23 protein-coding genes are annotated in these 25,544 nt (G+C 67.8%); 22 read left to right on the forward strand and 1 reads right to left on the reverse strand.

Annotated elements, in window-relative coordinates; genetic code table 11:
* The first annotated feature begins 7 nt into the window (after window positions 1–7).
* From ATE59_RS09425 to ATE59_RS09455, 7 genes are all read left to right on the forward strand, one after another.
* Window positions 8–910: a LysR family transcriptional regulator gene (locus ATE59_RS09425; protein WP_058812374.1), complete on the forward strand. Its 903-nt coding sequence runs from the start codon at window positions 8–10 to the stop codon at window positions 908–910.
* Window positions 911–1,014: 104 nt separating this feature from the next.
* Window positions 1,015–2,205, forward strand: coding sequence for an efflux RND transporter periplasmic adaptor subunit (locus ATE59_RS09430; protein WP_058812221.1), 1,191 nt, complete (start codon window positions 1,015–1,017; stop codon window positions 2,203–2,205).
* Between the two features lie 6 nt (window positions 2,206–2,211).
* Window positions 2,212–5,406, forward strand: a complete 3,195-nt coding sequence (locus ATE59_RS09435; protein ID WP_058812222.1) for an efflux RND transporter permease subunit — start codon at window positions 2,212–2,214, stop codon at window positions 5,404–5,406.
* On the forward strand, window positions 5,403–6,812 hold the full coding sequence (locus ATE59_RS09440; RefSeq protein ID WP_058812223.1) for an efflux transporter outer membrane subunit: 1,410 nt from the start codon (window positions 5,403–5,405) through the stop codon (window positions 6,810–6,812). The genes ATE59_RS09435 and ATE59_RS09440 overlap by 4 nt, the downstream gene beginning before the upstream one ends.
* A 79-nt stretch (window positions 6,813–6,891) precedes the next feature.
* A complete protein-coding gene (locus ATE59_RS09445; RefSeq protein ID WP_058812224.1) occupies window positions 6,892–7,677 on the forward strand; it encodes an ImuA family protein in 786 nt (261 codons plus the stop codon).
* Entirely contained in the window at window positions 7,586–9,130 is a 1,545-nt protein-coding gene (locus tag ATE59_RS09450; protein ID WP_058812225.1) for a Y-family DNA polymerase, read from the forward strand. The genes ATE59_RS09445 and ATE59_RS09450 overlap by 92 nt, the downstream gene beginning before the upstream one ends.
* The gene (locus ATE59_RS09455; protein ID WP_058812226.1) at window positions 9,127–12,408 is read left to right on the forward strand and encodes an error-prone DNA polymerase; all 3,282 of its coding nucleotides are present in this window, start codon (window positions 9,127–9,129) and stop codon (window positions 12,406–12,408) included. The genes ATE59_RS09450 and ATE59_RS09455 overlap by 4 nt, the downstream gene beginning before the upstream one ends.
* Before the next feature lie 120 nt (window positions 12,409–12,528).
* On the opposite strand, the gene ATE59_RS09460 is transcribed toward ATE59_RS09455, so the two are convergent.
* Window positions 12,529–13,347 carry a flagellin N-terminal helical domain-containing protein gene (locus tag ATE59_RS09460; RefSeq protein WP_058812375.1) on the reverse strand — a complete coding sequence of 273 codons (819 nt, stop codon included), beginning with the start codon at window positions 13,345–13,347 and terminating at the stop codon, window positions 12,529–12,531.
* 246 nt (window positions 13,348–13,593) lie between these two features.
* Between ATE59_RS09460 and fliE the strand changes: the two genes are divergently transcribed.
* From fliE to flhB, 15 genes are read left to right on the forward strand one after another with little or no spacing between them, the layout of a single operon-like run.
* Window positions 13,594–13,935 carry a flagellar hook-basal body complex protein FliE gene (fliE, locus tag ATE59_RS09465; protein ID WP_003041419.1) on the forward strand — a complete coding sequence of 114 codons (342 nt, stop codon included), beginning with the start codon at window positions 13,594–13,596 and terminating at the stop codon, window positions 13,933–13,935.
* A gap of 3 nt (window positions 13,936–13,938) precedes the next feature.
* Window positions 13,939–15,591 carry a flagellar basal-body MS-ring/collar protein FliF gene (fliF, locus tag ATE59_RS09470; protein WP_058812227.1) on the forward strand — a complete coding sequence of 551 codons (1,653 nt, stop codon included), beginning with the start codon at window positions 13,939–13,941 and terminating at the stop codon, window positions 15,589–15,591.
* Window positions 15,584–16,630 carry a flagellar motor switch protein FliG gene (locus tag ATE59_RS09475; RefSeq protein WP_058812228.1) on the forward strand — a complete coding sequence of 349 codons (1,047 nt, stop codon included), beginning with the start codon at window positions 15,584–15,586 and terminating at the stop codon, window positions 16,628–16,630. The genes fliF and ATE59_RS09475 overlap by 8 nt, the downstream gene beginning before the upstream one ends.
* Window positions 16,623–17,219 carry a FliH/SctL family protein gene (locus ATE59_RS09480; RefSeq protein ID WP_058812229.1) on the forward strand — a complete coding sequence of 199 codons (597 nt, stop codon included), beginning with the start codon at window positions 16,623–16,625 and terminating at the stop codon, window positions 17,217–17,219. Before ATE59_RS09475 ends, ATE59_RS09480 begins: the two co-directional genes overlap by 8 nt.
* Window positions 17,216–18,547, forward strand: a complete 1,332-nt coding sequence (locus ATE59_RS09485) for a FliI/YscN family ATPase (protein WP_058812230.1) — start codon at window positions 17,216–17,218, stop codon at window positions 18,545–18,547. Before ATE59_RS09480 ends, ATE59_RS09485 begins: the two co-directional genes overlap by 4 nt.
* Window positions 18,544–18,987, forward strand: a complete 444-nt coding sequence (locus ATE59_RS09490) for a hypothetical protein (protein WP_058812231.1) — start codon at window positions 18,544–18,546, stop codon at window positions 18,985–18,987. The genes ATE59_RS09485 and ATE59_RS09490 overlap by 4 nt, the downstream gene beginning before the upstream one ends.
* On the forward strand, window positions 18,984–20,390 hold the full coding sequence (locus ATE59_RS09495; protein ID WP_058812232.1) for a flagellar hook-length control protein FliK: 1,407 nt from the start codon (window positions 18,984–18,986) through the stop codon (window positions 20,388–20,390). The genes ATE59_RS09490 and ATE59_RS09495 overlap by 4 nt, the downstream gene beginning before the upstream one ends.
* Window positions 20,391–20,410: 20 nt before the next feature.
* Window positions 20,411–21,028, forward strand: coding sequence for a flagellar basal body-associated FliL family protein (locus ATE59_RS09500; protein ID WP_003041433.1), 618 nt, complete (start codon window positions 20,411–20,413; stop codon window positions 21,026–21,028).
* Window positions 21,025–21,954, forward strand: a complete 930-nt coding sequence (locus tag ATE59_RS09505; protein WP_003041435.1) for a flagellar motor switch protein FliM — start codon at window positions 21,025–21,027, stop codon at window positions 21,952–21,954. Before ATE59_RS09500 ends, ATE59_RS09505 begins: the two co-directional genes overlap by 4 nt.
* Entirely contained in the window at window positions 21,947–22,285 is a 339-nt protein-coding gene (gene fliN / locus ATE59_RS09510) for a flagellar motor switch protein FliN (protein ID WP_003041437.1), read from the forward strand. Before ATE59_RS09505 ends, fliN begins: the two co-directional genes overlap by 8 nt.
* The gene (locus tag ATE59_RS09515) at window positions 22,285–22,563 is read left to right on the forward strand and encodes a flagellar biosynthetic protein FliO (protein WP_003041439.1); all 279 of its coding nucleotides are present in this window, start codon (window positions 22,285–22,287) and stop codon (window positions 22,561–22,563) included. The genes fliN and ATE59_RS09515 overlap by 1 nt, the downstream gene beginning before the upstream one ends.
* Window positions 22,553–23,338 (forward strand): flagellar type III secretion system pore protein FliP, encoded by a 786-nt coding sequence (fliP, locus tag ATE59_RS09520; protein WP_058812233.1) that lies wholly within the window; start codon window positions 22,553–22,555, stop codon window positions 23,336–23,338. The genes ATE59_RS09515 and fliP overlap by 11 nt, the downstream gene beginning before the upstream one ends.
* A 4-nt stretch (window positions 23,339–23,342) precedes the next feature.
* On the forward strand, window positions 23,343–23,612 hold the full coding sequence (locus ATE59_RS09525; protein ID WP_058812234.1) for a flagellar biosynthetic protein FliQ: 270 nt from the start codon (window positions 23,343–23,345) through the stop codon (window positions 23,610–23,612).
* A 7-nt stretch (window positions 23,613–23,619) separates the two neighbouring features.
* Entirely contained in the window at window positions 23,620–24,399 is a 780-nt protein-coding gene (gene fliR, locus ATE59_RS09530) for a flagellar biosynthetic protein FliR (protein WP_003041447.1), read from the forward strand.
* Between the two features lie 2 nt (window positions 24,400–24,401).
* On the forward strand, window positions 24,402–25,541 hold the full coding sequence (flhB, locus tag ATE59_RS09535; protein ID WP_058812235.1) for a flagellar type III secretion system protein FlhB: 1,140 nt from the start codon (window positions 24,402–24,404) through the stop codon (window positions 25,539–25,541).
* The last annotated feature ends 3 nt before the right edge of the window (window positions 25,542–25,544 follow it).

The following is a 25,544-nucleotide window of genomic DNA, read 5'->3' on the forward strand; positions in this document are numbered from 1 at the left end:
GCAGCATATGGACTGGGACAGCCTGCAATATTTCCTGATGGTCGCGCGTCATGGCACGCTGGCGCGGGCCGGCCAGGCGCTCCACGTCGACGCCACGACGGTCAGCCGCCGCATCAGCGCATTGGAAAGCGCCTTGCAGCAGACACTGTTCGAACGTGCGCCGACGGGTTTTGTTCTGACCGCGGCCGGCCGGGCGCTCGTTCCGCACGCCGAAGCGATGGCGGCAGCGGCCGCGCGCATCCACTCGGCAGGCGAGGGCGGCGCGGCGCTGTCGGGACAATTGCGGATCAGCGTCTCCGAAGGTTTTGGGGGCAGCTTCATCGCGCCGCGCCTCGCCGCCTTCGTCGCGGCGCACCCCGAGCTCGAGATCGACCTTGTCGCTTCGTCGGGTTTCCTCAACCCCTCGCGCCGCGAGGCCGATATGGCAGTGCTGCTCGCGCGGCCCCGCAAGGGTCCGCTGATCACGCGCAAGCTCGCGGACTATAGCCTCGGCCTCTACGCCCCCGCCGACCGCCGCGACTGGCATCGGGCGGTCGAAGCGGCGCCGCTGTCGCGTACCGGTATTCCCGTCGTCGGCTATGTCCCCGACATCCTCTACGCCCCCGAACTCGACTATCTGGGCGAGATCGAACCGGGGCTGCGCGCCGGCATCCGATCCTCTTCGATCCTCGCGCAGCGGCGGATGATCGCGGGCGGCGCCGGGGTCGGCGTCCTGCCCTGCTTCCTTGCCGCGGGCGACCCCGTGCTCGTCCGCGTCCGCGGCGACCAGACGATCGCGCGCGCCTTCTGGCTGGCGCTGCACCGCGACATCGCACCGCAGCCGCGGATCCGCGCCTTCATCGACTGGCTCGACGCCGAAGTGCAGGCCGCACGCACGCTGTTCGTCCCCGCGCCGGGAAAATTGTCGTAATTTGTCGCAAAGCCGCCATGGGGCTTGCATGGTGCGGCGCAATAGGTTGAATAGGCGCCCTTCCCCCCGCCTCCCCCGGCGGTTTCGACACGAGACAACAGACTATGCTGCACAAGAAGCCGCTGCTCCTTGCCGGAGCGCTGTGCGCGATGACGCTTTCGCTGGGCGCCTGTTCGGGCAAGGACGACAAGGGCGGCAACCGTGCCGCGCAGGTCGGCTTTGTCGTGGTGCGCGAGGAGGCTGTACCGATCACCACCGCGCTCGGCGGCCGCACCGTCGCCTTCGAAACGAGCGAAGTCCGGCCGCAGGTGAACGGCATCGTCCGCCAGCGCCTGTTTACCGAGGGCGGCACGGTGCGCGCCGGCCAGCCGCTGTTCCAGATCGACGCGAGCCTTTACAAGGCGGCGGTCGATCAGGCGGCGGCCAATCTGGCGAGCGCCCGCGCGAGTGCGCAGGCGGCGGAAGAAAAAGCAAAGCGCTTCGAACCGCTCGCCAAGATGCAGGCGGTGGCCGAACAGGATTACACCGACGCACTGGCGCAGGCGCGCGTCGCGCGCGCCGCGGTCGCGCAAAGCGCCGCATCGCTGGAAACCGCGCGGATCAACCTGCGCTATTCGACGATCACCGCGCCGATCGGCGGCCATATCGGCCGCTCGCTCGTCACTCCCGGCGCGCTGGTCAGCGCCAGCCAGGCAACGCCGCTCGCGGTGATCCAGCGCACCGATCCCATGTATGTCGACATCCAGCAATCGGCGGCCGACATGACGCGCCTGCGCCAGTCGCTCGCCAGCGGCGGCGTGACCGCAGGCAGCACGAGCGTCCGGCTGAAGCTGGAGGACGGCAGCGATTACGGCTTGCCCGGCACCGTCCAGTTTTCCGAAGTGACGGTGAACGAAGCGACGGGAACGGTGACGCTGCGCGCGCGCTTCCCCAACCCTTCGGGCCTGCTGATGCCGGGCATGTTCGTGACCGCGCTGTTCGACCAGGCGGTGAACCCCGCGGCGATGCTGGTGCCGCAGGCCGCGGTGCAGCGCGATTTCGACGGATCGGCCTTCGTCTATCTGGTCGGCAAGGACAACAAGGCCGAACGGCGCAAGGTCGAGGCGGACCGCACGGTCGGCGCGAACTGGGTCGTCACCGGCGGACTGAAGCCGGGCGACCGGGTCATCACGCAGGGGGTCGGCAATCTGAAGCAGGGATCGGCGATCAAGCCCGTGCCCGCGACCAGTCCGCAGCGGGTGGGGGCGCCCGCGGGGAAGAGCGCCGACAAGAGCGCCGCGACGAAAGGACAATAACGCCCCATGTCGCGCATTTTCATCGATCGGCCGATCTTCGCCTGGGTGCTGGCGATCGTCGTCATGCTCGGCGGGCTCGGCGCGTTGTTTTCGCTGCCGATCGAACAATATCCCGATATCGCGCCGACGCAGGTCAATATCCGCGCCAGCTATCCCGGCGCCTCGGCCGAGACGATCGAGAACAGCGTCACGCAGGTGCTGGAGCAACAGCTCACCGGCATCGACGGCCTGCTCTATTTCAGCTCGCAGTCGAGTTCGCGCGGGCAGGCGACGATTACCGCCATCTTCGCCAAGGGCACCGATCCCGACATCGCGCAGGTGCAGGTGCAGAACAAGATCGCCTCCGCCATCTCGCGCCTGCCGCAACAGGTTCAGAGCCAGGGCGTGCGCGTCACCAAGTCCAATTCGGATTCGCTGCTGCTTGTCGGCGTCTATGACACCACCGACACGCGATCGAACCAGGATGTGTCCGACTATCTGTCGTCAAACGTGCAGGATCCGCTGTCGCGCGTCGAAGGCGTCGGCGACGTCAATGTCTATGGCTCGCCGCATGCGATGCGCATCTGGCTGAACCCGCAGCGGCTCGCCGCGGTGTCGCTGATGCCCGGCGACGTCGTCACCGCGATCACCGCACAGAACAGCGAGGTCGCGGCGGGCGAAGTCGGCGGCACCCCGGCGCCCGAGGGGCAGATGCTGAATGCGACCGTAACCGCGCAGTCGCGGTTGCAGACGCCCGACGAGTTCGAGAATATCGTGCTCAAGACGCTGCCCGACGGGTCGACTGTAAGGATCAGAGACGTCGCGCGGGTCGAGGTCGGCGCCGAAAATTACGGCACCATCGTGCGCATCAACGGCCATCCGGGTGCGGGCATCTCGATCTCGCTGTCGCCCGGCTCCGACGCGCTGGAAACCGCCGACCGGGTCAAGACGCGCGTTGCCGAACTGGCGCAGGATTTTCCCGACGGCCTGACCTATGCCTATGCCAACGACGCCACCGCCTTCATCAAGCTGTCGGTGAGCGAAGTGCAGAAATCGCTGTTCGAGGCGATCCTGCTGGTCGTGCTGGTGATGTTCGTCTTCCTGCAAAGCTGGCGCGCGGTGCTGATCCCGGCGATCGCGGTGCCGGTCGTGCTGCTTGGCACCTTCGGCGTCTTCTATATCGCCGGTTTCACGATCAACACGCTGACCCTGTTCGGCCTGACGCTCGCGATCGGCCTGCTCGTCGACGACGCGATCGTGGTGGTCGAGAATGTCGAGCGGCTGATGGAAGAGAATCCCGGCATGTCGGCGCGCGAGGCGACGATCCAGTCGATGAAGGAATTGCAGGTCGCACTGATCGCGATCGCGATGGTGCTGTCGGCGGTGTTTCTGCCGATGGCCTTTTTCGGGGGATCGACGGGCGTCATCTATCGCCAGTTCTCGATCACCATCGTGTCGGCGATGGCGCTGTCGGTGCTCGTCGCGCTGATCCTCAGCCCGGCGCTGACCTCGACCCTGCTCAAGCCGCGCAGCCATGGCGGGGACGAGGATCGGCCGCACCGTTTCCCGCGCCTGCACGCCGCGATGATCCGCGCCCGCGACGGCTTCAACACGCGGTTCGACCGCACGGTTCGCGGCTATGTCGGCAGCGTGACCCGCGTCGTCGACCGCAAATGGCTGTTCCTTGGCATCTACGCCATCATTCTGGTGCTGCTGGTGTTGATGTTCGTGCGCCTGCCGACCGGCTTTCTGCCCAATGAGGATCAGGGACGCGTTTCGGTGCAGTTCCGCTTGCCCGCGGGCGCGACGCAGGAACGCACGCTCGCCGTGCGCGACAGCGTCGAAAAATATCTGCTGAGCCAGGAAAAGGCCAATGTCGGCGCGCTCTTCCTCGTCGCGGGCGGCGGCGGGGGCGGTGCGACCGGCCAGAATACCGGCCAGGGCTTTTTGAACCTCGTCCACTGGGACGACCGGCCCGGCAAGGAGAACACTGCCGACGCGATCGCCGACCGGACGCGCAAGGCGCTGTCGGGCCTGCGCGACGCACAGGTCTTCGCCCTCGTTCCCGGCGCGGTGCGCGGTCTTGGCGATTCGTCGGGCTTTACGATGGAGTTCCAGAACCGCAGCGGGATGAGCCGCGCCGAATTCGTCGCGGCGCGCGACCGGCTGCTCGACATGGCCAACGCCAACCCCAAGCTGACCTCGGTGCGGCTCAGCGACCTTCCCGACGTTGCGACGCTGAAGGTCGATATCGATACGCAGCGGCTGACCGCCTATGGGCTCAGCAACGGCGATGTGAACAACACGCTGGCGACCGCCTGGGGCGGCCGCTACGTCAACGACTTCATCGACAAGGGCCGCGTCAAGCGCGTCTATGTCCAGGGCGACGCCCCCTATCGCGCCAAGCCCGACGACATCGGGCAATGGTATGTCCGCTCGTCCGATGGCGAGATGTCGCCCTTCTCGGCCTTTTCGAGCATCGGCTGGTCGACCACCCCGGCCAGCACCTCGCGCTTTCAGGGCGTCCCGGCGTTCGAAATTTCGGGGCAGGCGGCCGCCGGCGTCAGTTCGGGCGAGGCGATGGACGAGATGGAGCGGATGGCGGCCGAAATTCCCGGCACCAGCGTCGCCTGGGCGGGGGCTTCCTATCAGGAACGCCTGTCGTCGGGGCAGGCGCCCCTGCTCTATGGCCTGTCGCTGCTCGTCGTCTTCCTCTGCCTTGCCGCGCTTTACGAAAGCTGGTCGATCCCGCTTGCGGTGCTGCTGATCATTCCGCTCGGGCTGGTCGGCGCGGTTTTCGCGGTGACGCTGCGCGGGCTGGAAAACGACGTCTATCTGCAGATCGGGTTGCTGACGACGATGGGACTGGCGGCGAAGAATGCGATCCTGATGATCGAGTTCGCCGAACAGGAGGAACGCAAGGGCCGCCGCGTTATCGAGGCAGCGGTCGAGGCGGCGCGCATCCGCTTGCGTCCGATCCTGATGACCAGCTTTGCCTTCATCTTCGGCGTCCTGCCACTCGCCATCGCGACCGGTGCGGGGGCCAACAGCCGCGTTGCGATCGGTACGTCGGTGATCGGCGGCATGCTGACTGCCGCGCTGCTCGCCATTTTCTTCATCCCGCTCTTCTTCGTGCTCGTGCGCCGCGGCGTGCGCGACGGGCTCGCCGCGCTGCGCCGGCGCTTCGGCAAAAAGGACGGCGGCGCGGAGGTGACGGCATGAAACGCGCGCCCTTCCTGATGATCGCAGCGCCGCTGATGCTCGCGGGCTGTTCGCTTGCGCCGAAGACGGCGTTACCGCCGCCCCCGGTGCCGCAGGGCTGGCCGGTCGGCGACGCCTATCTGATCCAGAGCGAGGCAGCGCTGCCGATCCTGTCCTACAAACAGCTGTTCACCGACGCGCGGCTCCAGTCGCTCGTCGAACAGGCGCTCGCGAACAATCGCGACCTGCGCACCGCCTATGCCAATCTGGCGGCGGCGCGCGCGCAGGTGCGGGTCAGCCGGGCAGCGCAATTCCCGGCGATCGGCGTCAGCGCGAGCGGCGACTATGCCGACCGTGGCGGCACCGGCGGCACGGGCGGCGCGGGCAGCAGTTTCGCGCTGCAAGGCGGGGTCACCGCCTTCGAACTCGACCTGTTCGGGCGCCTCGCCAACGCGAATGCCGCCGACCGCGACCGCGCGCTGGCGACCGAGGCCGCGTCGCGCACCGTGCGGCTGAGCCTGATTGCCGATCTTGCCAATGCTTGGGCCGCCTATGGCGCCGACCGCGACCTGCTCGCCATTGCGCAGGAAACCGCGACCAATGCGCGCGAAAATGTCCGGCTGACGAAGGCGCGGCTCGACGGCGGCGTCGCGCCCCGCACCGACCTCAGGCAAGCCGAACAGATATTGGCGACCGCCGAGGACGCGATCGCGCAGCAGCAGACTGCGATCGCGCAGGACGAAAATCTGATCCGCCTGCTCGTCGGCGGCGATGTCGATCCGGCGCTGTTCCCCGCCAGCTTGGCCGAGGTGACGCCCGCGGTTGCGGCGCCCCCGGCCGGGATGCGGTCGGAAATCCTGTTGCGGCGGCCCGACGTGATCCAGGCCGAATATCTGCTGCGCGCCGCCAATGCCGATATCGGCGTCGCACGCGCACGGCTGTTTCCGACGATTTCGCTGACCGGCCTGCTGGGCTTTGCCAGCGACGCGCTGTCGAGCCTGTTCGACAAGGGTTCCTTCACCTGGTCGGCGGGCGGCGATGCCAGCGCCTCGATCTTCGATTTCGGTGGCCGCCGCGCCGGGGTGGCAGTGAGCGAGGCGCAGCGCGATGCCGCGCTTGCCAGCTATGAAGGCGCGATCCAGACCGCCTTTCGCGAAGTCGCCGACGCGCTCGCGGTGCAGGGCACAATCGCCGAGCGCGTCCGCGCCGCCGCCGCCAACACCGAAGCCGCGGCCGACACGGCGAGACTCAGCGATGCGCGCTACAAGGGCGGGGTCGACAGTTTCCTCGCCAGCCTCGACGCGCAGCGCAGCCTCTATGCCGCGCGGCGCAGCGAAATCGCGACGGGCCTGCTGCTCGTCCAGACCCGCATCGCCCTGTTCCGCGCGCTTGGCGGCGACAGCAGCGCGGGGTCCGCGGCGCCTTAGAGCGCAATCAAGACGCGAATCCCGACTCCGCTTGACAACCCCGTCCGCTCGCGCGCTAATAGAACAAATCAGGAACATTATGCGCGAGTCGTCTTCCTCTCTCGCCGCGCTGCGCCAACGCGTCGCCCGGCTCGCCGATAGCGGCGCCCCGTCCGGCGGGGGCGATGGCGGCTGGCTGGCGAGCGGCCATGCGGATTTCGATGCGGCGATCGGCGGCGGGCTGGCGATCGGCAAGACGCATGAATTTTTCGCAGCCGACGCGCTCGATGCGACGAGCGCCGCCGCCTTTGCCGCGTTGCTCGCGCTGCGTACGCCCGGCGCGGCGCCGCTGCTGTGGCTGCGCACCGCCGATGCCGCACGGCGCGCAGGGCATATCTATGCGCCCGGCATCGCCGAGCTTGGCGGCGACCCCGACCGGCTGCTGCTCGTCGAAACCGCCGACCCCAAAATGCTCCTCGCCTGCGCCAATGACGCGGTGCGGTGCGGCGGATCGGCGGCGGTTATCGTCGAAAGCTGGGGAGCGTGGCCCGCGCTCGACCTGACCGCGGGGCGGCGGCTGGCACTCGGTGCGCGCGATGCGGGGACCGTGCTGCTGATGCTGCGGCTCAACACCCTTCCCGCACCCAGCGTGGCGGAAACGCGCTGGACGGTCGCCGCCGCGCCCTCGACCGCGCTCGAGGCCGATGCGCCGGGCGCCCCGGGCTTCACCCTCGACCTGATACGCTGGCGCGGCGGCCCCGCGGGCGCCCGCTGGCAGATGGAATGGAATCGCGATGAGCAAGTCTTCCGGGGGGCGGCGCTATCTGGCGCTCTTCTTCCCGTGGCTCCCGGCCGAACGGCTGTGCCGCGCCGCGCCGCCGCCTGACGCTCCGATCGTCTTTGCCGAAAAGCAGCGCGGGGCGCTCCGTCTCGCGAGCGTCGATCCGCACGCCGCGGCGCTGGGGCTCGCCCCCGGCATGCCGCTCGCCGATGCCCGCGCGCAGGTCGGCGACCTTGCCGTAGTGCCGCACGATCCCGTCGCCGATGCCGCCTGGCTCGACCGGCTGGCGCAGGGCTGCGCGCGCTACACGCCGCTCGTCGCGCTCGACGCCCCCGACGGGCTGATCCTCGACATCGCGGGCGCGGCGCATCTGTTCGGCGGCGAAGCAGGGCTTGTCGCCGATGTCGAAGAGCGCATGGACAGGCTGGGAATGACCCTGCGCAGCGCGCTTGCCGGGACCGCCGATGCGGCGCGCGCGCTCGCGCGCTACCAGGCGCTCCCCGCCCCCGACGAGGCCGCGGCGGTGCGCCGCCTGCCCGTCGCGGCGCTGGGGCTGGAGGCGGAGGCGACGACCGCGCTCGTCCGCGCGGGGCTCAAGACGATCGGCGATCTTTCGGGCCGTCCGGTGGCCGCAATCGCCGCGCGTTTCGGGGCCGAGGCAGCGAACGCACTACGCCGGCTGCTCGGCGATGCGCCAAGCCCGCTCGACCCGCGCATCCGGCCTCCGCCGATCGTCGTCGAGCGCCGTTTCGCCGAACCGCTGGGTAGCAGCGCCCATGCCGCTGCGGTGCTCGCCGAGCTTGCCGCCGAGGCTGCCGTCGCGCTTGGCGAACGCGGCAAGGGCGGACGCCATTTTCGCGCGACCTTCTTTCGCAGCGACGGGCTCGCGCGCAGCATCGCGATCGAAACCGGCCAGCCGACGCGCGACGCCGATCTGGTCATGCGTCTGTTCGCCGAACGGATCGACAGCCTGCGCGACCCGATCGACCCCGGTTTCGGTTTCGACATGATCCGCCTCGCCGTCCCGCGGATCGAGGCGCTGGGTGCCGGCCAGCTCAGGCTCGAGGGCGGGGCGGCGAACACCGCGCGGGGCGCCGCCGCCGTCGACGAACTCGCCGACCGGCTGGCGACCCGGCTGGGGCGCGGGCGCGTTCGGCGGCTGCGCAGCGCCGATACCCATATCCCCGAACAGGCGCAGCTTGCCTTTCCCGCGGTCGAGGCGCCGCCGCCGACGCCCTGGACCGCGACCGAGCCGGGCGAACCGCCACTGCGCCCCTTTCACCTGTTCGACCCGCCGCAGCCGATCGAAGTGATCGCCGAAGTCCCCGACGGCCCGCCGCAGCGCTTCCGCTGGCGCCGCACGCTCCATGCGGTGCGCCGCTTCGAAGGCCCCGAACGCATCGCCGCCGAATGGTGGCGCCGCCGCGACAATGCCGGGCTGACGCGCGACTATTACCGCGTCGAGGATGCGCAGGGCCGCCGTTACTGGCTGTTCCGCCACGGCCTCTACGATGAAAAGCCCGACCCGCGCTGGTATATTCACGGGGTCTTTGCATGAGCGCGCCTTGCCCCGACGCCGATCCCGGCTTCGCCGAACTGGTCGCTGCGACCAACTACAGCTTCCTGCGCGGCGCCTCGCACCCCGCCGAAATGGTCGCGCGCGCGCTTGAACTCGGCATGACGGGCATCGGCATCGCCGACCGCAACAGCGTCGCAGGCGTGGTGCGGGCCTGGGCCTTCCTGAAAGAGCTGCAGGTCAAGCAGCCGGAGGCGGTGGCGGGATTCCGGCTGGTCGTCGGCGCCCGGCTCGCGTTCGCCGACGAGACTCCCGACATTATCGCTTATCCGGTGAGCCGCCATGGCTGGGGCCGACTGACGCGCCTGTTATCGACCGGCAATCTGCGCGCGCAGAAGGGCGACTGCATCCTTCACCTCGAAGATCTGCTCGCGCATTGCGACGATCTGTTGCTGATCGCGACGGGTGGCGACGAGGCCCTGCTGCGCCAGCTCAAGCATGCACGTCCGAAATCGGCCTGGCTCGCCGCGACCATGCCCCGGGGCGGCGCCGACGCGCGGCGGCTGGCGCGACTGCACCGTCTGGCGGCGGCGGTGAACATCCCGCTGCTTGCCACCAGCGATGCGCTCTACGCGACCTCCGCGCAGCGCCCGCTCCACGACATCGTCACCTGTATCCGCGAGGGCACGACACTTCACAAGGCGGGCCGGCGTCTCCACGCCAATGGCGAACGCCATCTGAAAGCGCCGGCCGAGATGCGCCGGCTGTTCGCGGCCTGTCCGGAAGCGGTCGAGCAAAGCGCGCGACTGCTCGACCGTATCGGCTTCGCGCTCGACGAACTGCGCTACGAATATCCGCACGAGCCGGTACCGCCGGGATGGAAGCCCTTCAACTATCTGCACCATCTGGTGAAGACAGCGGCCGAGGCGCGCTATGGCACGCCCTTGCCGGCGAAAGTCCGCAAGCTGATCGGCAACGAACTGCGGCTGATCCGGCGGCGGAATTACGTCTATTATTTCCTCACCGTCCACGATCTCGTCCGTTTCGCGCGCGCGCAAGAACCCCCGATCCTCTGTCAGGGGCGCGGATCGGCGGCCAATTCGATTGTCTGCTTCCTGCTCGGCGTCACCTCGGTCGATCCGATGCAGCACGACCTGCTCTTCTCCCGCTTCGTCTCGGCCGAGCGCGATGAGCCGCCCGACATCGACGTCGATTTCGAGCATGAGCGGCGCGAGGAAGTGATCCAATATATCTACCGCCGCTACACGCGCGACCGCGCCGCGATCGCCGCAACCGTCATCCACTATCGCCCGCGCAGCACGATCCGCGAGGTCGGCAAGGCGCTGGGCCTCAGTGAGGATGTGACCGCGCGGCTCGCCGATACGAGCTGGGGAAGCTGGGGCGACGAGGTGCCGGTCGAACGGCTGGCCGAAGCCGGGCTCGACCCCCATAATGGCGAGATCGAGCGATTGCACCGCTTCGTCGGCGAATTGCTGAAGGCGCCGCGCCACTTGTCGCAGCATGTCGGCGGCTTCGTGCTGACCCAGGGGCGGCTCGACGAACTGGTGCCGATCCACAATGCCGCGATGGAGGACCGCACCTTCATCGAATGGGACAAGGACGACATCGATGCGCTCGGCCTGATGAAGGTCGATGTTCTCGCGCTCGGGATGCTGACCTGCATTCGCAAATGCTTCGACCTGATGCGTGCGCACGGGCTGGGCGACCATACGCTGGAGGTCGACATCGATTGCGGCGACGAGGCCGTCTATGAGATGCTCCAGCGCGGCGACAGCATCGGGGTGTTTCAGGTCGAGAGCCGCGCCCAGATCAACATGCTGCCGCGCCTGAAACCCAAGATATTCTATGACCTTGTCGTGCAGGTCGCGATCGTCCGGCCGGGCCCGATCGAGGGCGACATGGTCCACCCCTATCTGCGCCGGCGATGCGGCGAGGAGCCGGTTGAATTCCCCAAGCCTGCCCCGCCGCACCCACCCGACGAACTGCACGACGTGCTCGGCAAGACCTTCGGCGTGCCGCTATTCCAGGAACAGGCGATGAAGCTGGCGATGGTGGCCGCCGATTTCACGCCCGAGGAGGCCAATGGTCTGCGCCGCGCGATGGCGACCTTTCGCAACGTCGGGACGATCGAGAATTTCCGGGACAAGATGATCGGCGGCATGGTGCGGCGGGGCTACACGCAGGATTTCGCCGAACGCTGTTTCAAGCAGATCGAGGGCTTTGGCAGCTATGGCTTCCCCGAAAGCCATGCGCAGTCCTTTGCGAGGCTTGTCTATGTCTCGTCATGGATCAAGCATTACCACCCCGCCGTTTTCACCTGCGGCCTGCTCAATTCGCAGCCGATGGGCTTTTATGCGCCGGCGCAGCTTGTCCGCGATGCGCGCGAGCATGGCGTCGAGGTGCGCGCGGTCGACGTCAATTCCAGCGATTGGGACAGCAGCCTCGAACCCCGCGCCGACGGTAGCCTCGCCCTGCGGCTCGGCTTTCGGCAGGTGGAGGGGTTTCGCGCCGAATGGGCGAAGCAGATTGCCGACGCGCGCAACACGCCCTTCGCATCGGTCGAGGAACTCGCACGCCGCGCGAACCTGCCGCCGCGCGCGCTGCGCCTGCTCGCCGATGCCGACGCATGCCGGTCGATGGGGCTCGAACGGCGCCCCGCGCTATGGGATGCGCGGCGCGTCCGTCAGGGGGTGCTGCCGCTGTTCGGTGCGGCCGGCGCCGACGAACTGGGCACCGAAGACGATGTACGCCTGCCGCCGACCCCGCCGGTCGAACAGGTGCTGACCGATTATCAGACGACGCGCCTGTCGCTGAAGGGCCATCCGATGGCCTTTCTGCGCCCCGCCTTCGCCCGCGAAGGCGTGCTGAGCGCGGGCGAAGTTGCGGCGGCGAAGAACGGGTCGATCGTCCGCACCGCGGGGGTCGTGCTGATCCGCCAGCGGCCGGGCAAGGGCAATGCGATCTTCATCACCATCGAGGATGAGGGCGGGATCGTGAACATCCTGCTATGGGCGCGCCATTTCGAACGCTATCGCCGCGCCGTCATGGCGTCGCGGCTGATGCTGGCCGAAGGCGAGGTGCAGCGCAGCAAGGAGGGCGTCATCCACCTGATGGCGACCCGCATCGTCGATCGCACCGCAATGCTCGACGCACTGGGCAGCGATCGCGGTTTCGATCCCGACTTGTGCCGGGCCGACGAGGTCAAGCACCCGCAAATGCCGCGCGGCCGCACGCCGGGCGCGCGGCACAGTCATCCGCGCAATGTCCGCATCCTGCCCAAGTCACGCGATTTTCATTGAAGCGGGGAGCCTCCGCCCCGCACGCAAAAAGATGCCCCGGCTGTGGGGAGCCGGGGCATCCGATCAGGCTATTAAAGGGACCAACCAAATATAGCCTGAGATGTTTGCGATGTTCCGCGCTTAGCGCAGCAGGTTCATCACACCCTGGGCGCTCTGGTTCGCCTGGGCGAGCATCGCCGTCGAAGCCTGCGACAGGATCTGCGCGGCCGCCAGCTTCGTCGATTCAGCCGAGAAGTCGGCATCTTCGATGCGCGAGCGCGATTCGTCCAGATTGGTGACACGCGACGTCAAATTATCGACAGCCGCTTCAAGACGGTTCTGCTGCGCACCGAGGTTGGCGCGTTCGCCGGCGACCGTGGTGATCGCGGTGTCGAGCGTCGCCAGTGCACCGGTCGCGCCGGTCGCCGTGGCCACCGAAAGCGTGTCGACGCCCAGCGTCGTCGCATCAAGCTTGCCGATCGTGATGTTCACCTTTTCACCGGTGTTGATACCGGTCTGGATATCGAAGCCTGCGGTGACGCTGCCGTCGAGCAGCTTGTTGCCGTTGAACGTCGTCTGGCCGACGATGTCGCCGATCTGCGAGATCAGCGCGGTAACTTCCTTCTGCACCAGACCGCGGTCGGCATTGCTGAGAGTACCGGTCGAAGCCTGCATCGCCAGGTCGCGCATACGAACCAGGATGTCCGAAACGCTGCCAGCAGCGCTGTCGGCGGTCTGCGCCAGCGAAATGCCGTCGTTGGCATTGCGGATCGCCTGGGTGAAGCCGCGCGAGGCAGCCTGCATGCGAGTTGCAACGGCGAGGCCGGCGGCGTCGTCCTTGGCGCTGTTGATGCGCTTGCCGCTCGACAGACGTTCCATAGCCTGCGACTGCATGCGATTGGCAACACGCGAGCTGTTCTGGGCGCGAAGCGCGCTCACATTGGTGTTGATGACAGTCATAATGTTCCTTTCCGGCCCCTTGGCCATTCCCGTGGTGTGAGGGCTCAGCGAGCGGTCACGAAAGCTGTAACGGCGGCGGCGGCGGCGGATTAAGCCGGCGCGTCAAAAAAACGCCGTCGGGCGCAGCGGGCAACAGGCAATCTCATTCAAACATCTGTTTTCCAACGTAAAAAATTTTTGGCACGGGCTTTGCATTACTCTTTGTGCGTGCGGCGAACCGCCGCGCACCAGGACGGATGAAAGCTTATGAGCACGATTGACCAGAGCCGACTGCTGCAAATGCGCAGCTCGATTCTCAATCAGAACCAGGCGCTGCAACGCGCCGCCGGCGGCGCGGCTGCGGGCGGCGCCGCGGGTGCCGGTGCGGCACCCGATTTCGGATCGGCGATCGCCAGCGCACTGCAGCAAGTGAATACCCAGCAGGCGAAGGCGAGCGACCTCAGCGAAGCCTATGAACGCGGCGACACGCACGACATCGTGAGCGTGATGATCGAACGCCAGAAGGCCTCGCTCGGCTTCGAAACAACGTTGCAGGTCCGCAACAAGCTGCTGTCCGCCTATCGCGACATCATGAACATGCCGGTGTAATCCATGGCCGAAGCTCAACTCCTTGCCCCCGTTGCCGATACGAACCGGCTGCCCCTCCCCGCGATGGGTGGCCGCTTTGCGCCCGTCCAGCAGTTCGTCCGCCAGCCCGCCGTCCAGCGCGCCCTGCCCGCGATCGCCACGACGACCGCGATCGGCCTTGCCGCGCTCGCCTATTTCATGACCCAGTCGGCGCCGCAGGCGCAGCTCTTCGCCGGGCTCGACGACAGCGACAAGGCCGCCGTCGCCGACGCGCTCCAGTCGCAGGGGATCGGCCACACCATCGATCCGACGACCGGCGCGCTGACCGTCGATGCCGACAAGCTGTATCAGGCGCGCATCGCGCTCGCCGGGCAGGGATTGCCCAAGGCGCAGCCGAGCGGCGACAGCCTGATCGCCTCGCTCCCGATGGGGTCGAGCCGCGCGATCGAAGGCGAAACGCTGCGCTCGGCGCGCGAAGCCGATCTTTCCCGCACGATCGAGACGATCGACGCGGTCAAGACCGCGCGCGTCCACATCGCCGCCGCCGAACCCAGCCTGTTCGTCCGCGACGACAAGCCCGCCACCGCGTCGGTGATGTTGACGCTGCAGAATGGCCGCAGCCTCAGCGATGCGCAGGTTCAGGGCATCCGCTTCCTCGTCGCCTCCTCGGTTCCCGGCATGAACGCCGACGAGGTCCAGGTGATCGACCAGCGCGGCGCGCTGCTCTCCGACGGCGCCAGCAGCGGCGACATGAAGAGCTTCCAGCTTCAGATGCAGATGGAGGACCGTTTCCGCCGCGCGCTCGAAACGCTGCTCGGCCCGATGCTCGGTTCGGGCAATTATTCGGTCGAGGTCCACGCCGACGTCGACATGTCGGAAAGCCAGGCGACGCGCGAAAGCTTCCCCGAGAACGACCGCGCGCTGCGCACCGAACAGGTGAGCCGAGTCGTCAGCGGCCAGAGCACACCGCCCGCCGTCGGCATCCCCGGCGCGCTGTCGAACCAGCCGCCGCAGGCGACCACCGTGACCAACAATGCCCCCGCGCCGACGCCCGCCGGCGCGCCGACCACCGACACGCAGAGCAACGAAAATTCGGCCCGCGCCTATGAGGTCGGCCGCGAAATCTCTGTCACGCACCAGCCACAGGGCCGCCTGAAGCGCCTGTCGATCGCGGTCGCGCTCAACCAGGGCCAGAAGGCGCTGACCCAAGCCGACCTCGCCAAGATCGAGGGGCTGGTGAAAGGCGCGGTCGGATATGACCAGACGCGCGGCGACGTCGTCGCGATCAGCCAGCGTCCCTTTGCGAAGGTCGACGATGTCCCCCCAGCCTTCTACGACCAGCCGTGGTTCATGCCGCTCGCCAAGCAGATCGGCGCCGTGCTCGCCGCGTTGCTCGCCTTTCTGTTCATCGGCCGTCCGATGATCAAGTCGGCCAAACAGCGCGCGGCCGCGCGCGCCGAACGCGATGCCGAGATCGAACAGTCGCTGCTGACCGCCACCGAAAACCGCGCCGCGCTCGACGCGCCGCGCGGCGGCAGCGAAATCACGCTCGAGATGATCGAGGCCGCGCCGAGCTATGAAGCGCGCGCCAATCTGGTCCGCGCCTTCGTCCGCCAGGATTCGGCGCGCGCCGCGCTTGTCGTGCGCCAGCTGATGCAGGAGGGCGCCCATGGCTGACGACATCGATGTCGCCGGCGAGATCGCACCCGCGGTCGGCCTGCGCCCTGCCATCGAAGGATCGGCCGCCGCCGCGATCCTGCTGATGCTGCTCGAGGAAGGCGACGCCGCCACGATCCTCAAGCATCTGGATCCCGATGAGGTGCGCCAGCTTGCCAAGGGCATGTTCGACGCCGCCAACGCCAGCGAAACGCAGATCGAACAGGCGCTCGACCAGTTCGTCGTGCGCAGCCGCGACGTCAGCGCGCTCGCCATCGGCGCCGAAACGCGTATCCGCACCGTCATCAATCAGGCGGTGGGCAATGTCCGCGCCGACAATATCCTGGCCGCGGTCGCGCCGCAGTCGAGCGCCGCGTCGCTTGAAATGCTGCGGTGGATGGATGTCGAGGCGATCAGCGCGTTGCTCGCCAGCGAACATCCGCAGGTCGGCGCGCTGATCCTGTCGGTGCTGATCCCCGACGTCGCGGCGCGCGCGATCGAAACGCTGGACGAAGTCCTGCAGGCCGATCTGGTGCTGCGCGCGGCGCAGCTTACCACCGTCCCCGCCGCCGCGATCGAGGATCTGGAATCGGTTCTCGCCTCTGCCAATGTCGGCGGCCAGCGCGTCGCCAAGCAGCCGATCGGCGGCCCGAGCGACGTCGCGAAGATCATGAAGAAAATGCCCAAGTCGCTGTCCGAACGCACGATCCGCGCGCTCAAGAAGCAGGACAAGCTGCTCGCCCAGGCGATCGAGGAAGAGATGTTCATCTTCGAAAATCTGCGCGAACTCGACAAGAAGAGCATCGGCACCGTGCTGCGCTCGGTCGATGCGGCGATCCTTGCGGTCGCGCTCAAGGGCACCGACGCCGACATGGTCGATCTGTGCCTGTCCACGATGTCGCAGCGCGCATCGGAAACGATCCGCGACGAAATGGCCGAAATGACAATGGTCAAGCGCACCGACGTCGACGAGGCGCAGAAGTCGATCATGCAGATCGTCCGCCAGATGGCGGCATCGGGCGAAATCATGCTCGCGGGCGGGGGCGACGATTATGTCTGATCTCGCGTCCGAATCGACCGTTGCCGCGCTGGCCCATGCGATGGCGCGCGACGGCGGCTTTCGCCCGTTGCAGTTCGGCCAGCCGCGCAGTGCTCCGCTGACGCCGGTCGCCGAAGCGGCGGCCGAACCCGCCGACGACCCCTTTTCGCGCGGGCTTGCCGAAGGCCAGCGCCTCGCCGAAGCCGCCTTTGCGGTCGAGCGCCAGCAATTGCTCGCGATGGTCGCCGCCGCCGAAGCGCTGCAGGACGAACCCAGCGAGGAACTGGCGCAGCTGATCGCCGAAACGGTCGAGCGGCTCGTCCGCCAGATCGTCGAGGCGGCGCCGATCGAGGCTGACTGGCTGCGCGCGCAGGCCGAAACCGCCGCCGCGATGGTCGCCGAAGCCGACAAGGCGCGCACCCTGTGGGTCAATCCCGCCGACGCCGTGCTGCTCATCGACGCGCCGATCGCGCTGCCGATCGAAAGCGATCCGTCGATGGCGCGCGGCACCGTCCGCGTCGAAACCTCGGCCGGCTGGATCGAGCATGGCCGCGCGGTCTACCTGGACGAGCTGCGTGCCGCGCTCGGCAGCCAGGGCGCCGCCGCATGACCCGCCGCCTCGCCATGACCGCACGCCAGTTGCTCGACCCCGTCGACCTCAGCGACGCATCGCCGCGCCGCATCGGCACGCTCGTCGCGCACGAAGGCATCATGCTGGAAGTATCGGGCTTTCCCCAGCCGCTCGGCAGCAATGTCCGCATCAAGTCGGCGAATAATGAATATGTGAACGGCGAGGTCGTGGGCTTTCGCGGACACCGCAGTCTCGTGCTGCCCTTCGACACCAACATGCCGCTCGTCACCGGCGCGCCGGTCGAACCGCATGGCGCGTCGAGCATGGTGACCGTCGGCAAGGCGCTGCTCGGCCGCATCATCGACGCGCAGGGCAATCCGCTCGACGGTCGCCCGCCAGTCAAGTCGCAGTTCCAGTGGCCGCTCGCCGGCCGCAAGGTCAATCCGCTGCGCCGCGGCCGCGTGACCAAACCGCTCAACATGGGCGTGCGCGCGATCAACGGCCTGCTCACCGTCGGCGAAGGCCAGCGCGTCGCGATCATCGCGGGGTCGGGCGTCGGCAAATCGGTGCTGATGGGCCAGATGATCGCAGGCACCGAGTGCGACGTGATCGTCGTCGGCCTGATCGGCGAGCGCAGCCGCGAAGTCAGCGACTTTGTCGAAACCAAGCTGCCGCCCGCCGTCCGCAAGAAATCGGTGGTCGTCGCGGTTCCCGCCGACCATCCGCCGCTGCTCCGTCTGCGCGCCGCGATGCGCGCGACCGCGATCGCCGAAGCCTTTCGCCAAGACGGCAAGAAGGTGCTGCTGCTGATCGACAGCCTGACCCGCGTCGCGCACGCGCAGCGCGAGATCGGGCTGACGCTGGGCGAACCGCCGACGATGAAGGGCTATCCGCCCTCGACCTTCGCGCTCATCCCCTCGCTCGTCGAACGCGCCGGCAACGACCGCGTCACCGGCGGGTCCATCACCGCGCTCTACACCGTACTCGCCGATGGCGGCGACATCGAGGATCCGGTCGTCGATTCGGCGCGCGCGATCGTCGACGGTCATATCATCCTGTCGCGCCAGCTTGCCGAACAGGGCGTCTATCCCGCGATCGACATCGCCCGGTCACTGTCGCGCACCATGGCCGATTCGGTCGATGCCGATCACGCCGCCGCCGCCGCGCGCTTCCGCCAGCTCTGGTCCGCCTATGAAGAGAATCGCGACCTTATGCTGATGGGCGCCTATGTCGCCGGCACCGATCCGGTGCTCGACACCGCGATCGCGCGGCGCGCCGACCAGCTTGCATTCGTTACCCAGCCCGCCGGCGCCCAGGTCGACTTTCAGACCGCACGCCAGTCACTCATCGAAGGATATTCTGCATGACCGCTCGCACCGCACGCCGCAAACGTATCATTCGCGTGCGCACCGTCGAACATCAGATGGCGGAGGCCAATCTGGCGCGCGCCAATGGCGAGCTTGCGAGCCTCGTCGAGCTGTCGCGCCGGCTCGAGGCGCTGCGCGCCGACCTTGCGGTCGCCCGGGGCGTCGTCGCGGGCCGCGCGCTCAATACGGTCGGCGAACTCAGCATGCGGCTCGACATGGCGAAGGAAAATCTTGCGACGCCGCTGGTCAACGCCAGCGCCCGCCGCGACGAAATGGGCGTGCTCGCGCAAAGCGCGCTGATGAAGGAAGAATCGGCCGTGCGCCTCTATGAACGCAGCCGCAAGTCGGCCGAAGTCGAGATGGAACGCCGCGCCGACGCGAACCGCCCGCACCGCCGCCGCACGATGAGCCTACGCCTGGTCGAAGGCGGCCCGGAATGATGCCCGGCCTGCCCCAGAGCGCGAGCCAGCCCGGCTTCGCGGCCTTTCTGGCCAATATCGGTCAGACGCCCGCCAACGGCATGGGCGAGGACGGCGGCTTCGGCCAGCTCCTCGCGACGCTTCCCGGTGCAGCGACGAGCGGCAAGACCGGCACGGCTGGCGCTGCGCCGACCAGCGATGTTCCGGCGACGGCGACGACCGCGAGCGTGATCGCGCTCGCAGGGGCCGAAGCGGCGGGCGCGGTGGCGCCGACAGCGGATGCCGTGCCGACTACCACCACCCCCGACGAGACACCGCGGGTCGTGACACCCGATTTTGCCGCCATCGTCGGCGGCAAAAAGCCCGCGACCGATGCCAAGGCGGCACCCGGCGCCGATACCGAAGCGGCGCCCGCGATCCTGGCCGGCGACACGTCGCCCAAGGCCGCGCCCAAGCGTGCCGGCCCGGACGTCCCGCAACCCGATACGCAGGATGCCGCGGCACATGCCGCCAGCCTGCTCGCCGCGCTGACCGGCAAGCCCGCCAAGCCCGCCGCGGATCCGGCGAAGACCGGCACCGGCCGCGCCGATGCTGAAGCGACCGACGCCGCGCCGACGGCCGACGCTGCCGCGACGGCGGGAACGACGCCTCCCGCCGTGCCCCTGCCCGTCAATCCGCTGCCTGCCGCCGCGAATGCGGTGGCGCCCGAAGCCTCCGCGCCGGTTGCCGACAAGCCCGCGAAGGCTGCCAAGCCGGCACTTGCCCCGGCCGCGCCGCAAGGCCGCGACGCCCCCGCCGCACCCGCCGTAACGCCTGCGAAGGCCGAGAGCGCCACCGCTACGCCGGCGCCCGCCGCCGAACCCGCGGCCAAGCCGATCCGTGCCGAAGGCGGCGCTTCCATGACCGTGCTGTTCAATCAGCCCGCCGCGCCCGGCGCCACAAGCATCGGTGCCCCGGCGCAGGCGGCGCCGCTCGCCGAACGCACGCTCGACTTGACGAGCGATGATCGCTGGATCGCGCAGCTCGCCGCCGATATCGCCGCGACCAAATCGGACAAGAGCGACCTCAGCTTCCGCCTGATGCCGCGCCACCTCGGCCGGCTCGACGTCGCGATGAAACTCGACGGCGACAGCGTGTCGATGAAGCTCGACACCCAGCATGAAAGCACCGCCGCGATCGTCGCCGCCGCACAGCCGCGACTGGTCGAGGATCTCCGCCAGCAGGGCGTCCGCGTTGCCGGCGCCGAAGTGACCTGCACCCCCGATCAGGCCGGGCGCCCGTCGCTCGCCCAGGGTCAGGGACAGGGCCAGAACCAGGGACGCGGCGCTGCGCCCGACGCGAGCCATTTGATCGAAACCGCCAATGATCGCGCCGACGCGCGCGATGACGACAGCGCCGCGAACCGCCGCGGCCGCTTTGCCTGATATCGAAAGGAACCGACGAGATGAGCAAGGACAAGGCCCCCGAAGCAGCGCCCAAGAAGGGCGGCAAGATGAAGAAGCTGCTGGTGGTCGGCGTCGGCGGAACCGCGCTGATCGGCGCCGGTGCTGGCGCGGGCATCTATCTGGGTGGCGGCCTCGGCGAGCATAAGGCGACGCCGCAAGACAATTACCCCAAGCTGGTCGTACGCAGCGAAAAGGAAGAAGCGGCCTCGGGCGAGGGCGGCGAAGGCGGCGGTGCGCCGGCGCTGAAGGTCGGTACCGTCTCCGTTCCCAACGATCATTACAAGGTCGATCCCCGCAAATATGAGATCACCTATTATCCGATCGAACAGCCCTTCACGACCAATCTGGCCGACGGATCGGGCTTTCTTCAGGTCGGGATCAGCCTGTCGACCTATTATGACGGCAAGCTGATCACCAACATCAAGCGGCAGGAGGTGCCGATCCGGTCGGCCGTCCTGATGACGCTTGCCGAACAGGATCCGGCGCTGCTTTCGACGTCGCAGGGCAAACAGCGGCTTCAACGCCAGTTGACCAATGCGATTAACCAAGTACTGCGCGACAAGGAGGGGTTCGGGGGCATCGACAATGTCTATTTCACAAGCTTGGTGATTCAGTGACGCTAAACGCCAAACCCGTAGCGGCCGCAGACGCCGCGGCGCGGCAGGAGGCCGACGCGCAGGCGTCGCTGCTGCTCCGCCGGTCGGAGGGCAGCTATGCCTTTCCGCTGCTCGACGCCGTGAGCAACCAGTTCGCGCGCAGCCTGCGCGATCTGGTGCGCGCGCTCGGCGCGCCGCTCGTGCAGATCGAGCGCGCGCCCGCGGAAACGATGCGCTTTGCCGACTGGTGCGCCGTCGTCGAACCGGCGATTTTCTGGCGCTATCACGCGCCGCCGCTCAAGGGGCCGGTGCTGATCACCGGCGGCCGCGCGCTTGTCCTCCAGCTCGTCGACATCTTTTACGGCGGCAAGGGCCAGCCCGCGGGCGAGCGCGAGGATCTGACCGACGCCGAAGAACGCTTTGCCGCGCGCCTCGGCCGCGACATGGGGTTGCAGCTCGCCGCCGCGTGGCGCGACAAGCACCCGATCGATCCCGAACTCGATTTCGTCACCACCGAAAGCGCGAAGCTCGCCGCGGTGCGCGCCGACGATGAACTGCTCGTCCAGCGCTTCACGCTGCGCGGCGCGCCCTTCGATGGCAAGACCGTAATGTGCGCTTATCCGCAGGCGGCGCTGCGCGGAATCGCGGGCGCTGAACCGGTGCCCGAAATGCGCGACCTGCCGCAGACCGATCCTGTCTGGTCGAACGCGCTCAACAAGGCACTCAAGGACGTCCGCCTGCCCGTGCGTTCGGTCCTCGCGCGTCCCGAGATCAGCCTTGTCAAACTTCTGTCGCTCGAAGTTGGCGACATCATTCCCATCACCATGCCGCGCCAGGTGCCGGTGACCGTCGCTGGGCGCAAATTCGCGCTCGGCAGCATCGGCGAAGCCAATGGCAACGCCGCCATCATGATCGATCAAATCGAAAAAGGACCGGACAATGACTGACCTCAGCGACGCGCCCGCGGCGCCGCAGCGCGACCGCCGCGAAGGCAAGACGATTGCCGCCGCCCCCAATTTCGACCTGCTCGCCGGCGTTTCGCTGCGTGTCTCGGTCGAGGTCGGATCGACGTCGATGACGCTCGCCGAGCTGCTGACGATGACCGAAGGCAGCGTGATCGAACTCGACCGCGCGGCGACCGACCTGCTGGACATCTATGCCAATGGCACGCTGATCGCGAAGGGCGAGATCGTCAGCGTCGAGGGCCGTTACGGTATCCAGGTCGCCGAAGTCGTCGCGCCCGACCGCGGCATCGCCGGCTTCGACCGGAGGGCCTGATGCTCGAATATATCCTGCGCCTGCTGATCCTGCTGCCGATCGTCGGCGGCATGGCCTGGGGCAGCCTGTGGCTGTGGAAGCGCGTCCAGATGGGCGTGCCGCTGGGCGGCGGCGCGAAACAGGATCGGCCGGTCGACCTTGTCGGCGTGCTCCCCCTCGGTCCGGGGTCGAAGCTCGCGGTCGTCGAATTTGCCGGGCAACAGATTTTGATCGCGGTGTCGCGCAACGGCATCACGCGCCTTGCCGACAACAGCCAGGGCGATTTTCATGTCGACTGACGCCGCCCCGGCGCGCGGCCGCTGGCTGCGCCGCGCGGCGATTGCCGGCGGCATCGCGCTGTTCGTCGCCGCGGCGCCCGCGGCGCATGCGCAGGCGGCGGACGGACTGACCCGCGCGGTCGGCGAAATCGGCGGCGACGGCCGCCCGCTCAGCCTGTCACTGCAGATCCTGCTGCTGATGAGCTTGCTGACGGTGCTGCCGTCGCTGCTCCTGATGATGACCAGCTTCACGCGCATCATCATTGTGCTGTCGATCCTGCGCCACGCACTCGGCCTGCAACAGACGCCGCCCAACCAGGTTCTTGTCGGGCTCAGCCTCTTCCTGTCGCTGTTCGTGATGCAGCCTGTGCTCAGCGAGGTGAACCGCGTCGCGATCACCCCTTATGGTCAGGAACAGATCGACATCGGCGAGGCGGTCGTGCGGTCGGGCGATGCGCTCCACGGCTTCATGATGAAGCAGACGCGCAAGACCGACCTGATGATGTTCGCCAAGATCGCCAAGGCGCCCGAATATGCGAGCCCGAAGGACGTCCCCTTTTCGATCCTGCTGCCCGCCTTCGTCACCAGCGAACTCAAGACCGCCTTCCAGATCGGCTTCCTGATCTTTCTGCCCTTCCTCGTCATCGACCTGATCGTCGCATCGGCGCTGATGTCGCTCGGCATGATGATGCTGTCGCCGACAGTCATATCGATGCCGTTCAAACTGCTGCTCTTCGTCCTCGTCGACGGCTGGGCCTTGACGATGGGGTCGCTCGCCTCGTCGTTCGGGACATAGGGCGATGGAGGCCGATTATTTCATCGGTGTCGCACAGCAGGCGCTGTGGATTCTCGCGCTCGCCTCGGCGCCGATCCTGATTCCGGTGCTCGTCATCGGCGTGCTGCTCGGCATGGTCCAGGCGGCGACCTCGATCAACGAACAGACGCTCAGCTTCGTACCAAAGCTCATCATCACCGCCATCTGTCTGGCGATCTTCGGCAGCAGTATCCTGGTCCTGCTTACCGATTTCACCCGCGACCTGTTCGCCCAGATACCCAATCTGGTCCGATAGGGCCGCGATGAACCCGGCCGATATCCCGAATATCGAGGCGATGCTCCAGCTCTGGATGCTGGGGATGATCCGCCCCGGCGCTGCCTTTCTGGCCGCGCCGGTATTTGGGGCGACGAATGTGCCGGTGCAGCTCCGCCTCGTCATCGCGCTCGCCGTCGGCGTTCCGGCGGTCGCGGCATCGGGGCTCCATCTGCCGCCCGAAGGGCTCGTGTCCTTCACCGGCCTGCTCCTCGTCGCGGGCGAGGTCGTGATTGGGCTCGCGATCGGCTTCGTGCTCCAGATGGGGCTCGCCGCCGCGCTGCTCGCGGGCGAGGCGATCAGCAACGCCATGGGTCTCGGCTTTGCGGCAATGGTCGATCCGATGAGCGGGCAGATGAGCTCGGCGGTCGGTCAGTTCCTCTCGATGCTCGCAACCGCGCTGTTCCTGGCGGCGAACGGCCATCTGCTGCTCATCGAGATCATCGTGCAAAGCTATAACGCGCTGCCGCCGGGCAACGCCTTTCCCTCCTATGGCGCGATCGAAGGCATCTTGCGCTTCGGCAGCCTGATGTTCGCGGCGGGGCTGACCATCGCCCTGCCCGTCGGCTTCGTGCTGATCATGGTCCAGATGGTGATGGGCGTCATCGGGCGCTCGGCCCCGGCGATGAACCTGTTCGCGGTCGGCCTGCCGGCGACGCTGCTTGCCGGGGTCATCCTGCTCGGCATCGCGACCCCCGCGATGGCCGAGGCGATCGCCCGCTTCCTTTCCGATGCGCTCGACATGGCGCGCCTGCTCGCGGGGGGCTGACGATGGCCGAACAGTCGGACAAGGACCATAAAACCGAACAACCAACCCCGAAAAAGCGCGCCGACGCCGCGCGCGAGGGCGATGTGCTGATGTCGCGCGAACTCGCGACCGCGCTGATGATGCTCGCGGGTGCGGGCTGGCTTTTTGCCGCGGGCGGCTGGCTCGTCCAGTCGGCGGGCGACCTCATGAAACGCGGCCTGACGCTCAGCGCCGACGACGTCGCGCATTTTGCGCCGGGCGAAGCGGTGATGCGCAACGGAGTCGAAATTCTGCTGCCGCTCGGCAGCCTGTTCGCGCTCGCCTTCGTCGCTGCGATCGCGGCGCCCGCGATGCTCGGTTCGCTCGGCTGGCGCGGCAAGGCGCTCAATTTCAAGGGCAACCGCATCAATCCGCTGAATGGCCTCAAGCGCATCTTCGGGCCGCAGGGGCTGATCGAACTGGTCAAGTCGATCGCCAAGGTGCTGCTGCTCGGAACGATCGGCTATTGGCTGATCGCGGTCAATCTGCCCGCGATCATGACCATGGCGTCGACCGATCTCAATGCCGCGATCGGGCTCGCAGGCAGCGCCATCGGCCATTCGATGCTCGCGATGGCGGGCGGGCTGGTGGTGATCGCGCTGATCGACGTTCCCGCCCAATGGTATCAGCGCAACCGGCGGCTGATGATGACCAAGCAGGAAGTCAAAGAGGAGATGCGCCAGTCGGACGGCGCCCCCGAGCTCAAGCAGGCGCAGCGCCAGCGGGCGCATGAAATATTGAGCGGATCGGCGCGCAAGGCGGTGACCGACGCGACGGTCGTGCTCACCAACCCGACGCATTTCTCGGTCGCGCTGCGCTATCGTCCCGGCGTCGATGCAGCGCCGGTGGTCGTCGCCCGCGGGCGCGGCGATGTCGCGCTGGCGATCCGCGAGCTTGCCCGCGGCGCCGACATTCCGATTCTGGAATATCCGCAACTCGCCCGTGCGATCTATTTCACCGTGCGCGCCGGGCGGACGATTCCCGAAGAATTGTTCGTCGCCGTCGCCACGATCCTCGCCTTCGTGTTCCAGCTCGAACGCGCGGTCGCCGAGGGACGCAGCCAGCCCGATGTCGAGATTCCGGTGTCGCACCAATTCGATCCCGACGGGCGCCGGCAGGGCTGATTT

It is taken from the genome of Sphingopyxis sp. A083 (genome assembly GCF_001468495.1).
GTDB lineage: Bacteria > Pseudomonadota > Alphaproteobacteria > Sphingomonadales > Sphingomonadaceae > Sphingopyxis > Sphingopyxis terrae.

Coding starts and splice junctions, on each gene's coding strand:
- ATE59_RS09435 (WP_058812222.1), top strand. CDS start 2,212: ATGTCGCGCATTTTCATCGATCGGCCGATCTTCGCCTGGGTGCTGGCG.
- ATE59_RS09495 (WP_058812232.1), top strand. CDS start 18,984: ATGATGCCCGGCCTGCCCCAGAGCGCGAGCCAGCCCGGCTTCGCGGCC.
- ATE59_RS09425 (WP_058812374.1), top strand. CDS start 8: ATGGACTGGGACAGCCTGCAATATTTCCTGATGGTCGCGCGTCATGGC.
- ATE59_RS09460 (WP_058812375.1), bottom strand. CDS start 13,347: ATGACTGTCATCAACACCAATGTGAGCGCGCTTCGCGCCCAGAACAGC.
- ATE59_RS09450 (WP_058812225.1), top strand. CDS start 7,586: ATGAGCAAGTCTTCCGGGGGGCGGCGCTATCTGGCGCTCTTCTTCCCG.
- fliE (WP_003041419.1), top strand. CDS start 13,594: ATGAGCACGATTGACCAGAGCCGACTGCTGCAAATGCGCAGCTCGATT.
- ATE59_RS09515 (WP_003041439.1), top strand. CDS start 22,285: ATGCTCGAATATATCCTGCGCCTGCTGATCCTGCTGCCGATCGTCGGC.
- ATE59_RS09455 (WP_058812226.1), top strand. CDS start 9,127: ATGAGCGCGCCTTGCCCCGACGCCGATCCCGGCTTCGCCGAACTGGTC.
- ATE59_RS09485 (WP_058812230.1), top strand. CDS start 17,216: ATGACCCGCCGCCTCGCCATGACCGCACGCCAGTTGCTCGACCCCGTC.
- ATE59_RS09445 (WP_058812224.1), top strand. CDS start 6,892: ATGCGCGAGTCGTCTTCCTCTCTCGCCGCGCTGCGCCAACGCGTCGCC.
- fliF (WP_058812227.1), top strand. CDS start 13,939: ATGGCCGAAGCTCAACTCCTTGCCCCCGTTGCCGATACGAACCGGCTG.
- ATE59_RS09475 (WP_058812228.1), top strand. CDS start 15,584: ATGGCTGACGACATCGATGTCGCCGGCGAGATCGCACCCGCGGTCGGC.
- ATE59_RS09480 (WP_058812229.1), top strand. CDS start 16,623: ATGTCTGATCTCGCGTCCGAATCGACCGTTGCCGCGCTGGCCCATGCG.
- ATE59_RS09440 (WP_058812223.1), top strand. CDS start 5,403: ATGAAACGCGCGCCCTTCCTGATGATCGCAGCGCCGCTGATGCTCGCG.
- fliN (WP_003041437.1), top strand. CDS start 21,947: ATGACTGACCTCAGCGACGCGCCCGCGGCGCCGCAGCGCGACCGCCGC.
- fliP (WP_058812233.1), top strand. CDS start 22,553: ATGTCGACTGACGCCGCCCCGGCGCGCGGCCGCTGGCTGCGCCGCGCG.
- ATE59_RS09500 (WP_003041433.1), top strand. CDS start 20,411: ATGAGCAAGGACAAGGCCCCCGAAGCAGCGCCCAAGAAGGGCGGCAAG.
- flhB (WP_058812235.1), top strand. CDS start 24,402: ATGGCCGAACAGTCGGACAAGGACCATAAAACCGAACAACCAACCCCG.
- ATE59_RS09525 (WP_058812234.1), top strand. CDS start 23,343: ATGGAGGCCGATTATTTCATCGGTGTCGCACAGCAGGCGCTGTGGATT.
- ATE59_RS09430 (WP_058812221.1), top strand. CDS start 1,015: ATGCTGCACAAGAAGCCGCTGCTCCTTGCCGGAGCGCTGTGCGCGATG.
- fliR (WP_003041447.1), top strand. CDS start 23,620: ATGAACCCGGCCGATATCCCGAATATCGAGGCGATGCTCCAGCTCTGG.
- ATE59_RS09490 (WP_058812231.1), top strand. CDS start 18,544: ATGACCGCTCGCACCGCACGCCGCAAACGTATCATTCGCGTGCGCACC.